This is a genomic window from Xanthomonas translucens pv. cerealis (assembly GCF_006838285.1).
Taxonomy (GTDB): domain Bacteria; phylum Pseudomonadota; class Gammaproteobacteria; order Xanthomonadales; family Xanthomonadaceae; genus Xanthomonas_A; species Xanthomonas_A cerealis.
Window position 1 is genome coordinate 757,183 of record NZ_CP038228.1, and the last position, 15,393, is coordinate 772,575.

The window sequence follows — 15,393 nt, forward strand, 5'->3', positions numbered from 1 at the left end:
GACCACAGGCTTACCGGCACATCCACACCACCGCGTTTCGTCCTACCATCGGAGGCGATCCTCCCCACGGACGCCCCACATGATCCATGCCCTGCGCCGCGCCGGTTTCGCCGCGGCTTGCGCTTCCCTCGTCGGCTTCGCCCAGGCCAGCGCCGCCGCGCCGGCCGCTGCCGCACCCGCCAGCGGCTACGATCCGCTGGCCCTGTTCGCGCCGCTGCAGTTGCCGCAGCCGGCCAGCGCCTATCGCAGCGGCGGCGGCGTACCCGGGCCGCTGTACTGGCAGAACCGCGCCGACTACGACCTGCACGCCAGCATCGATCCGGCGACGCGCACGCTCAGCGGCCAGGAAACCATCACCTACAGCAACCGCAGCCCGGACACGCTGGACGTGCTGTGGCTGCAGCTGGACCAGAACATCTACCGCGCCGACGCGCGCGCCCGCGGCGTGCGCCCGGCACGCGAGGAGCCTCCGCTGGCGCCATCCAGCGACGGCTACCGCATCGCCAAGGTGGAAGTGGAGCAGGGCGGCAAGCGCATGCCGGCCAGGTTCCTGATCGACGACACGCGCATGCGCGTGGACCTGCCGCGGCCGCTGGCCGGCGCAGGCACGGTGCTGAAGCTGCATATCGACTACGCCTACACGGTGCCCGGCACCTGGGGCGGGCGCACCGCGGTCACCCCGACCGGCGACGGCGACATCTACGAGATCGCGCAGTGGTATCCGCGCATGGCGGTGTACGACGATCTGCGCGGCTGGGACACGCAGCCGTATCTCGGCGCGGAGTTCTACCTGGAATACGGCGACTTCGACTACGCGGTGACGGTGCCGTGGAACTACCTGGTCGCCGGCTCCGGCGAGCTGGTGAACCCGGCGCAGGTGCTCACCGCCACGCAGCGCCAGCGCCTGGCCCAGGCCGCGGCCAGCGACCGCACCGTGGCGATCCGCAGCGCCGCCGAAATCGGCGATGCAGCCAGCCGGCCCACCGCCAGCGGCACCCAGACCTGGCGCTTCCACATGGCGCACACCCGGGACGTGGCTTTCGCCGCCTCGCCGGCGTTCGTCTGGGATGCCGCGCGCATCAACCTGCCGGAAGGCGAGCACGCGCTGGCGATGTCGGTGTATCCGCGCGAAGGCGTCGGCGCCGACAAGTGGGACCGCTCCACCGAGTTCGTCAAGGCGTCGATCGAGCATTTCTCGCAGTGGTACCCCTATCCGTGGCCGGTGGCGGTGAACCTCGGCGGCCACGGCGCCGGCATGGAATATCCGGGCATCGTCTTCGACGACATGCACGACGGCGGCAAGGACCTGTTCTGGATCACTGCGCACGAACTGGGCCACGGCTGGTTCCCGATGATCGTCGGTTCCAACGAGCGCCGCTACGCATTCATGGACGAGGGCTTCAACACGTTCATCGACGTCTACGCCTCCGATGCGGTCAACCATGGCGAATTCGCGCCCAAGCGCGACAGCGAGTACGCGTCCAAGGGCGGCAACCCGGTCGACGAGATCCTGCGGCTGCTGGCCGATGCGCAGGCGCCGAACCTGCTCGACCGCGCCGACGCCACCAGCGAGACCTACCGGCATTCGCTGACCTACTTCAAGGGCGCGCTGGGCCTGGTGTTGTTGCGCGAACAGATCCTCGGCCCGGCGCGCTTCGACCCGGCGTTCCGCAAGTACATCGCCACCTGGGCGTACAAGCATCCGACCCCGTCGGATTTCTTCCGGCTGATGGAAAGCGAGTCCGGCGAAGACCTGTCGTGGTGGTGGCGCGGCTGGTACCTCAATAACTGGCAGCTGGACATGGGCGTGCGCACGGCCAGCTATGTCGAGCACGACCCGGCCAAGGGCCTGCTGGTGACCTTGCAGAGCCAGCAGAAACTGGTGATGCCGGCGACCTTGCGCATCGACTTCGCCGACGGCAGCCACCTCGACCAGCGCGTGCCGGTGGAGGCCTGGATCCAGCAGACCCAGCCGCAGATCCGGGTGCCGAGCACGCAGAAGGTGGTGCACGTGACCCTGGACCCCGAGCACAAACTGCCCGACGCCGACCGCGGCGACAACGAGATCGACGCGGTGAGCTGAGCCCACTGGCCGCGCCGCACGCGCCCGCGTGCGTGCGTGCGATCGTATGCAGGGAAATTTCGCTGGAAGGCAATTCCAGCGGCGAACCGTCCAACATCTGGATCGACCACCGCACCTTGTTCGCGTCGCTGAGCAAGTGTGCCGGCGACGCCTCCTTCGACGGCGGCATCGACATGAAGAAGTGCGCTCACCACGTCACCGGGTCGTACAACGACGTGCCCGACTACCAGAAGGTCGCGCTCAACGGCTATAGCGACAACGACACCAAGAACGCCGCCGCGCGCACCACCTATCGCCACGACCGCTTCGAGAACGTGGAGTCGCGGCTGCCGCCGCAACGCCGCGGGCTGAGCCACAGTTACAACAACGACTTCAACAACGTGCTCACCTCCGGCATCAACGCGCGGATGTGTGCGGTGGCGCTGATCGAGGCCAACTACTTCGAGAACGCGAAGAAACCGGTGACCTCGCGCGACAGCAGCGAAATCGGCTACTGGGATCTGATCAACAACTACGTCGGCAACGGCATCACCTGGAGCGTGCCGGACAGCGACAGCAAGCCATGCGCCACGCCAACCGCTGGATCTCGTCGAGGACCGTCCCGCAGCCGCTTGCCTACCGGTACACCGCAATCCCGGCCGCGCAGGTCAAGGCCAAGGTCATCGCCATGGCGGGCGCAGGCACCAACCTGGCCGAATAAGCCGTCCAACCGCCATGCGGCCGCCCCGGTCCGGTCCGGTCCGGGGCATTGCCGCTGGCCGTCCTTCCGCATGCGCGCCACGCATGCGCTGCGCATGGCGCGTGCACGGAGCCGGGTCGCATCGGCGGATCGGCTCATGTCAGGCTCCGCATTGAATGTGAGTCGCAATGCGACGCCGGCGCATAACGCGATCGCGTCGCAGTCGCGCTTGCCGGCTGCCCTTTTCACATGGATTTGATCGATCCGCGCATGTCGCGGCGGCCTCGCCGAGCTGTCTGCACATGCCGCTCACCTATGTAACGGCATTCAAAAAAACATGCGCAATTGCGCATCAAGAATCTGTGGCCGCCGCCGTTACATCGCCCAAGCATCGACAGCGGTCTTATGCTCGGCAGGCCTAAGCTTAACCAATTTTAACTGTTTTCCAGCCGTGCCAGCACTGTTGTGCATTTTCTATTTTGTGCCAGGTTCCGCATGTTTGTAAGCCGTGGCGCAGTCTCACTTCCTTTCCCCTAAATAGGTGTCCCATGATCGGATTTCTTCAGCGCTACAACGTCGGCACGCGGCTCTCTGCGGCGTTCGGTGTGCTCATCCTGCTTTCCTGCGCGCTCGTTGTCGCCGGGTTGATGACCCTGGCGCAGGCGCGCGACCGCATGGAAACCATCGTCAAGCGCAACCTGACCATCCTCGGTTACGTCGGCGAGATGCAGAAGGCCAGTTCGGATGTGGCCATCAACCTGCGCAACATCGTCCTGCCGACCACGCGCGGGCAGAACCTCCAGTTCGCCAAAGCCATCGAGCGCGAGCGTGCGCGCTACAGCGATAACCACGACAGGCTCTATGCGATTCCGGTTTCGGATTCCACTGCCGCGCACATGCGCAAGGAGATCGATGACCGCTACGCGCTTACCCGCGCGGCCAATCAAAAGGTGCTGGACCTCGGCATGGAGGACAAGGACGATCTGGCGCTCACGGTGTTGATGAAGGAGGCCGGACCCGCCACCGAGAAGTGGCAGCAGGCGATCGACGTGTATTCGGAGCGGCAGCACAAGCGTGGTGCCAAGGCTTATGCCGATGCCAATCTGGCGATGGATCGCGGCCGCGTCATGCTGATCAGCGGCGGCGTGGCGGTGGTTGTGGTCAGCGCGCTGCTTGCCTGGCTGATCACCCGCAGCCTGACCGTGCCGCTGGGCCGCGCCACGCGCGCCGCGGAAGCGATCGCGCGCGGCGAACTGGACAACGACGTGAAAACATCGTCCAACGACGAAACTGGCCGTTTGTTGAGCGCGATGCATGGCATGCAGGAACAATTGCGCAACCTGATCGCCGCACAGTTGGACATGGCCAAGCGCCATGACGCCGGCCAGATCAGCTACCGCATGGATGTGGCGGTGTTCCCCGGCGACTACGGTCGCATGGCGGCGGAAACCAACAGCGTGGTCGATTCGCATGTCTCGGTGCAGCTGAAGCTGGCGCAGATCATGGGCCGTTACGCGATCGGCGACCTCAGCCAGGACATGGACCGCCTGCCCGGCGAGAAAGCGGCATTCACCCAGACCATGGACGAGGTGAAGGCCAACCTGTCGGCGATGAACGGCCAGATCAGGCAGCTGGCGCAGTCCGCTGCCAACGGCGACTTCAGCGCCCGCGGCGACGCCGAGCGTTTCCAGTTCGACTTCCGGGTCATGGTCGAGAGCCTCAACCAGCTGATGACCACAGCCGACGGCAATTTGCAGTCGCTGTCGGCCTTGCTGCAGTCCATCGCCGCCGGCGACCTGACCGCGCGCATGCACGGCGAGTTCCGCGGCGTGTTCGCGCAGATGCGCGACGACGCCAATGCCACGGCCGAGCAGCTTGCCGAGATCGTCGGCCGGATCAAGCATTCGGCGGTGTCGATCAATGCCGCGGCCAGCGAGATCGCGACCGGCAACGACGACCTGTCGCGGCGCACCGAACAGCAGGCCGCGAGCCTGGAGGAAACTGCAGCCTCAATGGAGGAACTGACCTCCACCGTGAAGCAGAACGCCGAGCACGCGCGCCAGGCCAATCAGCTCGCGGTCGGCGCCGCCTCGGTCGCCTCGCAGGGCGGCGACGTGGTCGGCCAGGTGGTGACCACAATGAGCGGCATCGAGACCTCGTCCAAGAAGATTGCCGACATCATCAGCGTCATCGACGGCATCGCGTTCCAGACCAACATCCTGGCGCTCAACGCCGCGGTGGAAGCGGCGCGCGCCGGCGAACAGGGTCGCGGCTTCGCCGTCGTCGCCTCGGAAGTGCGTACCCTGGCGCAGCGCTCGGCCAGCGCCGCCAAGGAGATCAAGGAACTGATCGACGACTCGGTCAGCCGCGTCGCCGAAGGCTCGGCGCTGGTCGGCCAGGCCGGCAAGACCATGCATGAGATCGTGTCCTCGGTGCAGCGCGTCACCGACATCATGAGCGAGATCTCCTCGGCCTCGCAGGAGCAGTACGCCGGCATCGAGCAGGTCAACCAGACCGTGACCCAGATGGACGAGAGCACTCAGCAGAACGCGGCCCTGGTGGAAGAGGCCAGCGCCGCGGCGCGGTCGATGGAACAGCAAGCGACCGAACTTTCGCAGGCGGTGGCCCTGTTCAAGCTGGAGGAGACCGCAGCACCGCTGCGTCAGCCGACCCTGGCGATCGCACCGAAGCCGAGGAGCTATGCCCGTGCAGCGCCGGCGCCGGCGCCGACCGCTGCGCGTCGCCTGTCGGCCGTCGCTGCCATGGGCACCGACAAGGACTGGCAGGAGTTCTGAGCCGCGCATGCGCTGTTTGCCGCCTTCCAGCGCGAGGGCGGCCCATCGTCGCGGCACATCTGCCGCGTGGCGAATGGCGTTGGATCGGCATGATCTGCTGTGTCCCCTGTCAGGTCTTCGTGATTCATGACCCGATCGTTCCGACCGACCAAGGCCGTCTGCTGGTGATCAAGAATGCGGATGGCGACGGATTGTCATGGAACGCCTGGCCCACAACGAAAACGCCGCGACCGTTGCCGGCCACGGCGCTGCTGCAGGTGTGGCCGTGTCAACCCGTCGGAGCAGTCGAATTGGTGCGCGGGAGCACGTACGAGGTGATGTATTCGCCGTTGGAGCCGTAGACCACGACGATCATCTGTTTGGAGTCCTGGTAAACCACGGTGGCGCTGCACGGGCAGCTCGCGGCGGCGGTGACCATGCCGAGCGGGCGGTCCTTCTCGTCGTTGACGACGATCAGCGGCTCCTGTGCGGCCAAGCCGATCGGCAGGCGCGATTGGGCGCCCGGGGTGACCGCCATGACCGTGATCACCTCGTCCTTCGACGAGTTGATCTGGGCGAAGGTCAGCCCGGACTTCTCGAACGTGTAGACCTTGAACAGCGGCGACAGGCTGACGTTCTTCTTGCCGGCCGGGACGCGTTCGCCCAGGCCTTGGATCGTGTCGTTGGCTTCGAGCTTCTGCCCGGTGGCATGGGTCTGCGTCGCGGTGAATGCGACGGCCAGAACGGCCAGGGTCAACAGGGGTTTGTTCATGGTGTCTCTCCTTGTCTGGATGCAGCGGACCGTTGCGCATGGGTCGGGCGGCAGCCGTGGTCCATTCCGGCCGAGCCGCTCGGTGCAGGCCATCTCCTGGCCTGCCGTCGCGCGTGCGGGCGGAGCCGTACCGGGCGACCGGCGTAGTGCCTTTGGGCGGCGCTACGCCGGTCGTCGAGCACTGCTTCCAACTCGACGCTTTGTTCAGTATTTCTGACGTTAGTATCGCTGTCAATATGTAAAATCAATGATTTGCGGAGAATATGGAGAAATCCTGCGGTTTTGTATCTCCGAACTTCGGATGCCGCTTGTCGGCCGTGCAGGTCGTGCCCCGCTTGCGCGTGCGCAGGCGGGTTGCGAAGGGCGGGAGGGCAGGGGAGGGGAGCGAAGGACGGAGCGATGGGCATGCGCCAGTGGCAGCGACGCAGCGGCGGTCCGCCAGGCGCGACCAGCGTATCGCGATGGGGCGGGCCAGTCGCCGCTCGCCAGCGCAGACGCTGCGCTGCACGCTCGGTGCCGCTGAGCGCAGGCCATGCGCGTCCATCGGCCGCTGCGGGATTCGAAGACGTGGCGCGACCCGCTCAGGATCGGCTGCTGCGCACGGCGAGCACGGCGCCATCGCGACGCGGTATCGTGTCCGGATTCCTGTCAATCGACGAACCCGATGCCGCATCCGTCCATGCCTCCCGGTCCCGCCGCCGCGTCCACCTTGCGCCATGCGCTGAAGCCGCGGCAACTGATCATGATGGGGCTGGGCAGCGCGATCGGTGCCGGCTTGTTCCTGGGCTCCGGCGTCGGCGTGCACGCGGCGGGGCCGGCGGTGCTGATCTCCTATCTGGTCGCCGGCGCGCTGGTGATCATCGTGATGAACGCGCTGGGCGAGATGGCCGCGGCCAAGCCGGCCAGCGGTGCGTTCTCGGTGTATGCCGCCGACGCGATGGGCGCCACTGCGGGAGCGACGGTGGGGTGGTTGTGGTGGCTACAGTTGGTGATCGTGATCGCCGCCGAGGCGGTAGGTGCGGCCGGCTTGCTGGCCACGGTGTGGCCGGCGTTGCCGGTGCCGCTGGTCGCGGTGGTGTTCATGGCCGCCTTCACCGCGATCAACCTGCTCGGCGTGCGCAATTTCGGCGAGTTCGAATTTTGGTTCGCGATCCTCAAGGTGGTGGCGATCGTCGGCTTCATCCTGGTCGGCGTGGCGTTGCTGGCCGGCTGGTTGCCGAATGTGGCCGCGCCGGGCTGGTCCAACGTCACCGGCAACGGTGGTTTCGCGCCCAAAGGGTTGGCCGGGATCGGCGCAGCGCTGCTGGTGGTGGTGTTCGCCTTCGGCGGCACCGAGATCGTAGCGGTGGCGGCGGCCGAGACCGCTGACCCGGAGCGCAGCATCGCGCGCGCGATCCGCACCGTGGCCTGGCGCATCCTGGTGTTCTACATCGGCTCGCTGAGCGTGATCATCGCGGTGGTGCCATGGCAGAGCGAGGCGCTGAGTTCGCCGTTCGCCGCGGTGCTGCAGGCGGCCAAGATTCCTGGCGCCGCCACCGGCATCACCCTGATCGCCGTGATCGCGCTGCTGTCGGCGCTCAACGCCAATCTGTACGGCGCCTCGCGGATGATCTTTTCGCTGGCGCAGCGCGGCGAGGCGCCGCGCGTGCTGGGCGCCACCAACGGCCAGCAGGTGCCGCGGCTGGCGGTGCTGGCCAGCGTGCTGTTCGGCTTCGTCGCCGCGGTGCTGGAATTGCTGTATCCGAATCGTGTGCTGCCGACGCTGCTGAACATCGTCGGCGCGACCTGCCTGCTGGTGTGGACGATCTCGCTGCTGTCGCAGCTGATCCTGCGCGCGCGCGCCGACCGCGCCGGGACGCGCTTGCCGTTCCGCATGCGCGGCTATCCGCTGCTGACCGTGCTGGCGCTGGCGATCCTGGCGCTGATCTTCGGCCTGCTGGTGGCCTCGCCCGACACCCGCGCGCAATTCCTGTCGATGGCCGCGCTGACCGCGGCGATCGCGCTGATCAGCGGCGTGGCGCGGCGGCGGCGCGCCGGGCGGGCAGGATAGGGCGTCCCGCTTTTCCTGTAGGAGGCTTCAGCCGCGACCCGATGCCAGGCATTGCGACGAAGGCTTGAAGAGCGCTGTGTTTCTTGCGAGAACGCAAAGCCCTTGGCTCACACGTTCGTCGCGGCTGAAGCCGCTTCTACACGGCCTGCGGATCGCCTGCTGGGCGCACTGTAGGAGCAACTTCCGCCGCGACAACGTTCGAAGCCGCAAGGCCCGCCGCTGCGCTCGTCGCGACTGAAGTCGCTCCCACAAGGGCTTCACCGGCGCCTTGGAGTTGCGAGGCCGCTTGTGGGAGGGACTTCAGTGCCGACTGCATGCCGGTTGGGTACATTCACCACTGCGCTCGTCGCGGCTGAAGACAGTTGCTCCTACACACGCGTGGTGGCGGCTCAGCCCAGCAGCAGCCGCGCGCCCAGTGCGCACAGCAGCGCCGGCGGCATCACCAGCGCGCCGACTTTCAGGAAGCGCCAGAAGCCCACGTCCTCGCCTTCGCGGCGGATCGCGGTGAGCCACAGGATGGTGGCCAGCGAGCCGGTGATCGACAGGTTCGGTCCCAGGTCCACGCCGATCAGCAACGCATCGACGACCAGTTGCGGCGGATGCGCCTGGGCGATGGTGGTGCTGGCGATCAGGCCGGCCGGCAGGTTGTTCATCAGGTTGGAGGCGAACGCCAGCAGCGTGCCGGCCGCACCGGCCGTGGCTACCGGCGACTGCACGGCGGCGGCGGACAGCGTCTGCGCGAGCCAGGCGATGACGCCGGTGCGCGACAAGGCCTCGACCAGCACGAACAGCCCGGCCACCAGCGGCAGCACCGCCCACGACACCGCCCGCGCCAGCGGCAGCGGCGATTGCCGACCGCCCAGGCACACGGCGGCCAGCGTGGCCAGGCCGGCCAGGCAGGTGGGCAGGCCCAGGTCGCGGCCCAGCGCGGAGACGCCGACCAGCAGCGCGGCGGTGGCGAGGATGCCGGCCAGCGCGAACGCGCCGCCGCGGCTTAGCGGCACCGTGTCCACGCGTTCGGCGCAGCGCCCGCGCAGGTCCTTGCGCTCGGCCCAGTACAGCATGCCGAAGGTGACCGCGATCGCCAGCAGCGAGGGCAGCGCGAACGCGGCCATCCACGCACCTAGCGTCGGCATGGTGCCGCCGTACAGCACCAGGTTGGCGGGATTGGAGATCGGCAGCACGAAGCTGGCGGCGTTGGCGATCAGCGCGCAGGCGAACAGCATCGGCAGCGGCTTGGCCCCGGCCTTGCGCGCGGCCGCGTACACCGCCGGGGTCAGCACCACCGCCGTGGCGTCGTTGGACAGGAATGCGGTGACCACGATGCCGACCCCGAACACCACCGCGAACAAGCGCCGTGGCGAGCCTTTGGCGAGGTTCACGGCGTGCATCGCCACCCAGTCGAACAGGCCTTCGGCGCGCGCGGTTTCCGACAGCAGCATCATTCCGATCAGGAACAGGTAGACGTCGTAGCCCTTCACTACCGCGTGCCAGGCCTCGGCGCCGGGCATCAGCCCGAGCACCATCAGCAGCAGCGCGCCGCCCACCGCCCACAGTGCCTCGGGCAGCTTGAACGGCCGCGCGATCACCCCGGCGGTGGCCGCGGCGCAGATGCTCCAGGTGGCGACATTGGCCGCGTGTCCGCTCAGCATGCGCATGCCGCCGGTGCGGTCGTGCAGGGCGCCGGCACGCGGCGGCGAGCGAGGGCGGTGGCGCGGTCCGTGGCGGACGCGTGGGGCAGGCTGGACATGGCGGTAATCGGCGCGTGCGGCGGCGTGGAAGAAAATGGCCGGCAAGGATAGCAAGCTGGGAGACGCGGGACTCGGGACCTGGGACCCGGAGAAGCGGCGAGGGGGCGAGGGGGCGAGGGGGCGAATAGGCCGCGATTGCGCCTTGCACACGGTGCTTGAGCCGTCATGCTCCTGCCGGTCCCGGTCCCGGTCCCGGTCCCGGTCCCGCTACCGCTACCGCACGTACCGATCGATCCACCCCTGCAAAAAGGCGCTTAGGCCCAGCCTGGCCGGCGGCGACAGGCCGGCGCTGCGGACGAAGCCTGCCGCGGCCTGGGCGAAGTCCTGCTTTGCACGCCACGTGGCCTGCTGCGCGGCTGCCTGCTGCTGGCGCAACTGCACCAAGTGCAGTGATGGCCGTCCCGGCGGCGCGAACTTCTGGTCGCGGCGCAGGGCATCGGCGGACAGCGTGGTGGCGTGCGCGGCCTGCAGCAGCGCCTGCCTGGCCTGCAGCGACTGCAGCAGCCATTGCCCAGTGTCGCTGAGCCGCCAGGGTGCGGCGGGATTGAAAGTGGCGCTCAGCAGCGGCGGGATCGCGGCATCTGCGAGGCCGGCGGCGCTCGGGTCCAGGCGTTGCAGCCGGGCGAGGAAGTCGGCGTGGGCGAAGGCGGGGTCGGTTGCCATGGGCGGCGCGGGAAGGAGCGAGCGCGGACTGTACATGGCTTTGTCGCGCGCGTGGATGCGGCGCTGCCGAGGGGGGGCAGTGGCTGGTCGCGGCTGCCGTCTGTGGTTCGGTTTCGGTCGCGGCTGAAGCCCTATAGGGGGTGACGCGCTGCAAGAGGTGCCCGTTCGCGCTGCCGGCTCAGCTGCCACCGGTCGCGGTTTCCGGTGCTGCGTCGGCGGTGTCGGCGCCGCGCTTCTGCGCCAACAGCCATTGCCACATCTTCGGGTTGCGGTAGGTGGTGTCCCAGGCGTTGTGGTTGCCTTCGGGGTATTCGGTGTAGCGCACGTCGGCGTCCAGATTCTTGAACGCGCGGTAGATCTTGCGGTCGTCGTGCGGGAGCACCACGTCGTCCTCGGCGCCGTGGAAGATCCACACCGGGATCCGCTGCAGGCGCTCGGCCAGTGCGCTGTAGGGATCGGGCAGCTCGGCCACCGGAGTCACCACCAGGTATTCGCGGTCCTCATGCGGGGACAGGATCGCGCCGCACACCGGCACCAGCGCGGCGAAGCGCTGCGGCTGCTGCAGCGCGATCTCCCAGGTGCCGTAGCCGCCCATCGACATGCCGGTCAGAGAGGTGCGCTGCGGATCGCCGCCGAATTCGGCGCTGGCCGCATCCAGCGCCTGCAGCGCCATGGTCGCGTTGATCCCGTTCCATTCCTCATCGTCCGGCACCTGCGGCATCACCACCAGCGCCGGGAAGTCGGCCAGGTGGCGGCGCAGGTACGGACCCACGCCAGAATCGGCCTGCTGCCGGCCGTCGCTGCCGCGCTCGCCGGAACCGTGCAGGAACAGCACCACCGGCAGCGGACCCCGGCGCAACGGCGGCGCCGGCACGAACACCTGGTAGCGGTACAGGCGGCCGCCCACGGTCAGCTGGCGCGATACGAAATGGCCACTGGCCGGGTCGCTGGGCAGGCTGCTGCAACCGACCATCGACAGGCACAGCAGCATCAGCAACGAACGCATCGACATGGGCGGCCCTCGGCGGTGGAGAGCTCCAGTATCTGCGTCCAGGCGCTTCGGCGACAGAGCGGCGTGCTGCCAGGGCCGGGGGCCGGACATGCGCCAGTCAGGCGCTGGCCGCGCGGCGTTCCTGCTTGCGCGGGCGGGTCGGCGCGGCTCGGCAGGCGCTGGCGAGACAGCCGATACAGGTGCGCTGCGCTGCGCGGCAATGCGCTGGCGTTCGCGGCAATGCGTAGGCCACCTGGATTGGGCTACAGCAGCACCAGCGTGGCCAGGCCGAGGAAACTGAGGAAGCCCATCACGTCGGTCAAGGTGGTCAGGATCACCCCGCCGGCCAGCGCCGGATCGAAGCCCAGGCGCTTGAGCGTCAGCGGCACCAGCACGCCGCCGAGCGCGGCGGTGAGCAGGTTGATGGTCAGCGCCGAGCCGATCACCAGCGACAGCAGCGGCTGCTTGAACCACGCCAGCACGATCAGGCCCAGGCCGATGCCCAGCGCCAGGCCGTTGATCAGCGCCACCGCCAGTTCCTTGCGCAGCAGCACGGCGAAGTTGGAGGCGCCGATCTGGCCCAGCGCCAGGCCGCGCACCATCAGCGCCAGCACCTGGGTGCCGGCGTTGCCGCCCATGCCGGCGACGATCGGCATCAGCGCGGCCAGCGCCACCAGCTTGGAGATGGTGCCCTCGAACTGGCTGACTACGCTGGAGGCGATGAACGCGGTGCCGAGGTTGATGGTCAGCCACAGCAGGCGGCGCCGGAACGCGCGCCGCACCGGGCTGAACATGTCCTCGTCCTCGTCCAGGCCGGCGGCGCTCATCGCCTGGTGCTCGGCCTGGTCGCGGATGATGTCGACCACGTCGTCGATGGTGATGCGACCGAGCAGAATGTTGTTGTCGTCCACCACCGGCGCGGAGATCCAGTCGTGGTCGGAGAACTGCCGCGCGACCTCGTCGGCGCCTTCGCCCACGTCGATGGCCGGCTGCTCGTCGTCGATCAGCCGGTTGATCGGGGTGGAATCTTCGTGGGTGACCAGCGCGGCCAGCGACACCCGGCCCAGGTACTGGTGGCGGCGGCTGACCACGAACAGGTGATCGGTGTGGTCCGGCAGTTCGCCGCGCAGGCGCAGGTAACGCAGCACCACGTCGACGTTGACGTCGGCGCGCACGGTGACCACGTCCGGGTTCATCAGGCGCCCGGCGCTGTCCTCGGGATAGGACAGCACCTGTTCCAGGCGCTCGCGGTTCTCGCGGTCCATCGACTTGAGCACTTCGTCGATGACCGTGTCGGGCAGGTCCTCGACCAGGTTGGCCAGGTCGTCGATGTCCAGGTCTTCGACTGCGGCGACGATCTCGTCCGGGTCCATGTCCGCGAGCAGGCTTTCGCGCACTTCCTCGCCGACGTGCAGCAGCACTTCGCCGTCGTCTTCCGGATCGACCAGGCCCCACACCACCACGCGCTTGCCGGGCGGCAGCGACTCGAGCAGGTTGCCGATCTCGGCCGGGGCCAGCGTATTGACCAGCCGCCGCACCGGGCCCAGGCGCCCGCTGTCCAGCGCATCGGACAGCAAACGCAACTGCCGCGCGGTCTTGTCGTGGCGGACGGCATCGGCCATGCGCTGCTCCTGAAAGTGGAAGGCCGCGCGCCGACGGCGTGCGGTGGGTCAGATGTTCATTGCGACATTATCGCCTGCATGTTGCGGGAAGCACAGTGCTGTGGAGACGGGACCGGGGACCGGGGACCCGGAAGAGCAAACGCAAAAGCGCGCGCGTTGCAGGGCGCGATAGGTGATCTGCATTTCCTCGGCGCGCGTTGTGTTGATGGTGATGCCTGCGTTGCAAGGCATAAGAAGGCACGCGCTCGCGATCAAGACCCCGGGTCCCCGGTCCCGACTCAACCAGCCAACCACCGCTCGATCCCCTTCCGATCCCGCGCCTGCAGCAACTTGGCGCCGCGCAGGCGCAGCGCCTGCAGGTCGGTGTCGCGGATCACCCGGCGCACTTCCAGCAGCGTCGCCGGGTGCAGGCTGAACTCGCACAGGCCCAGCGCCAGCAGGATCGGGGTCAGCGCCGGGTCGCCGGCGATTTCGCCGCACACCGCCACCGGCTTGGCGTGGGCCTGACCGGTGGCGATGACCTGCGCGATCAGGCGCAGCACCGCCGGGTGCAGCGGCGAATACAGCTCGCCCAGCGCTTCGTTGTTGCGATCGGCAGCCAGCAGGTATTGCACCAGATCGTTGGTGCCGATCGACAGGAAGTCGATGGCGTCGATGAAAGTGTCCAGCGCGATCGCCGCGGCCGGCACCTCGATCATCGCGCCGAGCTGCACCTGTTCGGCGATGGCGTGGCCTTCGCCGCGCAGCTGCGCGGCGATGCGCCTGAGATGGCGGCGCATCGCCATGATCTCCTCGCGCGCGCTGATCATTGGCAGCAGCACCCGCACCGGGCCGTAGCCGGAGGCGCGCAGGAGCGCGCGCAGTTGCGTGTCCGAGACCTTGGGCCTGGCCAGCGACAGGCGCACCCCGCGCAGGCCCAGCGCCGGGTTCTGCTCGTTGCTCATGGTCAGGCCGGTGCGGTCGGCCTTGTCCGCGCCCAGGTCCAGGGTGCGGATGGTCACCGGCCGCCCGCTCATGCCCAGCACCGCGTCGCGGTAGGTACGAAACTGCTCTTCCTCGTCGGGCAGCGCGTCGCGTTGCAGGAACAGGAATTCGGTGCGGTACAGGCCCAGGCCGTCGGCGCCGAGCGCATGCGCGCGGGCCACGTCCTCGCGCGATTCGGCGTTGGCCAGCAGCACGATATCGACCCCGTCCAGAGTGCGGCTGGGCTTGCTGCGCAGCTTGCCGAGGCCGCGTTGCAGTCTGGCCTGGTCGCGCACGCGGGTACGGTAGTCGCGCAGGTCGTCGGGCGTGGGTTCGACGATCACCGCGCCCTGCACACCGTCGACGATCAGCACGTCGCCGTCGTTGATCTTCTGCAGCGCATCGGCGACGCCGACCACCAGCGGCAGGTGCAGGCTGCGCGCCAGGATCGCGCTGTGCGACAGCGCGCTACCGGCGCTGGTGACGATGCCGACCACGCCCTGCGCCTGCAGTTGCGCCAGTTCCGACGGCGCCACGTTCTCGCACACCAGGATCTCGCCAGCCAGGCCGGCGCTGTCGGGCTGGCGCTTCTGCAGGAACGCGTGGATGCGCCCGATCACATGGTCCAGATCGTCTATGCGGCTTTTCAGGTAGGCGTCTTCCATGGCGTCGAACACGGTCGCCAGGCGGTCGCGCTGCAGGCGCAAGGCGTAGTCGGCGCTGTAGCGGCCGGTGCGGATCAGTTCGTCCAGGCCGTGCAGCAGTTCCGGGTCGTCGAGCAGCAGTGCGTGCAGGTCGAGGAACTCGCCGACCTCCTTGGCCAGGGCGCCATGCAGGCGCTGGCGCAGGCCGTGCATTTCCTCGCGCGCGGCGTTCACCGCCAAGTGCAGGCGTTCCAGTTCCTCGGGAATCTGCGCGGCAGCGATGCGTTGTTCGGCCACGTCCAGCGCATGCGGCAGGCGCACGCGCGCGCGGCCCAGCGCATTGCCGCGCGAGGCGCCATGGCCGGCGATGCGCAGGCTCACCGCGCGCGCCCGCGTCGGCA

The 15,393-nt window shown here is 68.3% G+C and carries 9 protein-coding genes and 1 pseudogene; 4 read left to right on the plus strand and 6 right to left on the minus strand.

Features of this window, described 5'->3' with window-relative positions; translation table 11 throughout:
• Positions 1-79 precede the first annotated feature (79 nt).
• From E4A48_RS03260 to E4A48_RS03270, 3 genes and pseudogenes are all read left to right on the plus strand, one after another.
• Positions 80-2,083, plus strand: a complete 2,004-nt coding sequence (locus tag E4A48_RS03260) for a M1 family metallopeptidase (RefSeq protein WP_142741890.1) — start codon at positions 80-82, stop codon at positions 2,081-2,083.
• A 56-nt stretch (positions 2,084-2,139) separates the two neighbouring features.
• A pseudogene (locus E4A48_RS03265) lies at positions 2,140-2,783 on the plus strand (pectate lyase family protein); the annotation flags it as partial.
• 527 nt (positions 2,784-3,310) lie between these two features.
• Complete coding sequence (locus tag E4A48_RS03270) at positions 3,311-5,557, plus strand: methyl-accepting chemotaxis protein (protein ID WP_039005501.1); 2,247 nt, start codon at positions 3,311-3,313, stop codon at positions 5,555-5,557.
• A 268-nt stretch (positions 5,558-5,825) separates the two neighbouring features.
• Here the strand turns inward: E4A48_RS03270 and E4A48_RS03275 are convergent, their stop codons facing one another.
• The gene (locus E4A48_RS03275) at positions 5,826-6,308 is read right to left on the minus strand and encodes a hypothetical protein (RefSeq protein WP_039005500.1); all 483 of its coding nucleotides are present in this window, start codon (positions 6,306-6,308) and stop codon (positions 5,826-5,828) included.
• A gap of 664 nt (positions 6,309-6,972) precedes the next feature.
• Between E4A48_RS03275 and E4A48_RS03280 the strand changes: the two genes are divergently transcribed.
• Positions 6,973-8,358: an amino acid permease gene (locus E4A48_RS03280; RefSeq protein WP_039005499.1), complete on the plus strand. Its 1,386-nt coding sequence runs from the start codon at positions 6,973-6,975 to the stop codon at positions 8,356-8,358.
• 389 nt (positions 8,359-8,747) lie between these two features.
• Here the strand turns inward: E4A48_RS03280 and E4A48_RS03285 are convergent, their stop codons facing one another.
• From E4A48_RS03285 to ptsP, 5 genes are all read right to left on the minus strand, one after another.
• A complete protein-coding gene (locus E4A48_RS03285; protein WP_176717083.1) occupies positions 8,748-10,010 on the minus strand; it encodes an arsenic transporter in 1,263 nt (420 codons plus the stop codon).
• A gap of 312 nt (positions 10,011-10,322) precedes the next feature.
• On the minus strand, positions 10,323-10,772 hold the full coding sequence (locus E4A48_RS03290; protein ID WP_039008822.1) for a hypothetical protein: 450 nt from the start codon (positions 10,770-10,772) through the stop codon (positions 10,323-10,325).
• Positions 10,773-10,950: 178 nt separating this feature from the next.
• Positions 10,951-11,784 carry a carboxylesterase family protein gene (locus tag E4A48_RS03295; RefSeq protein ID WP_039005498.1) on the minus strand — a complete coding sequence of 278 codons (834 nt, stop codon included), beginning with the start codon at positions 11,782-11,784 and terminating at the stop codon, positions 10,951-10,953.
• 242 nt (positions 11,785-12,026) lie between these two features.
• Entirely contained in the window at positions 12,027-13,385 is a 1,359-nt protein-coding gene (mgtE, locus tag E4A48_RS03300) for a magnesium transporter (protein WP_003478109.1), read from the minus strand.
• A 278-nt stretch (positions 13,386-13,663) separates the two neighbouring features.
• Positions 13,664-15,373: a phosphoenolpyruvate--protein phosphotransferase gene (gene ptsP / locus E4A48_RS03305; RefSeq protein WP_039008820.1), complete on the minus strand. Its 1,710-nt coding sequence runs from the start codon at positions 15,371-15,373 to the stop codon at positions 13,664-13,666.
• Between the last annotated feature and the right edge of the window lie 20 nt (positions 15,374-15,393).

Excerpts from the sequence above, each read along its gene's own strand:
- E4A48_RS03295 (WP_039005498.1), bottom strand. The coding sequence starts at position 11,784 with ATGTCGATGCGTTCGTTGCTGATGCTGCTGTGCCTGTCGATGGTCGGT.
- E4A48_RS03290 (WP_039008822.1), bottom strand. The coding sequence starts at position 10,772 with ATGGCAACCGACCCCGCCTTCGCCCACGCCGACTTCCTCGCCCGGCTG.
- E4A48_RS03260 (WP_142741890.1), top strand. The coding sequence starts at position 80 with ATGATCCATGCCCTGCGCCGCGCCGGTTTCGCCGCGGCTTGCGCTTCC.
- E4A48_RS03280 (WP_039005499.1), top strand. The coding sequence starts at position 6,973 with ATGCCGCATCCGTCCATGCCTCCCGGTCCCGCCGCCGCGTCCACCTTG.
- E4A48_RS03275 (WP_039005500.1), bottom strand. The coding sequence starts at position 6,308 with ATGAACAAACCCCTGTTGACCCTGGCCGTTCTGGCCGTCGCATTCACC.
- mgtE (WP_003478109.1), bottom strand. The coding sequence starts at position 13,385 with ATGGCCGATGCCGTCCGCCACGACAAGACCGCGCGGCAGTTGCGTTTG.
- E4A48_RS03285 (WP_176717083.1), bottom strand. The coding sequence starts at position 10,010 with ATGCTGAGCGGACACGCGGCCAATGTCGCCACCTGGAGCATCTGCGCC.
- E4A48_RS03270 (WP_039005501.1), top strand. The coding sequence starts at position 3,311 with ATGATCGGATTTCTTCAGCGCTACAACGTCGGCACGCGGCTCTCTGCG.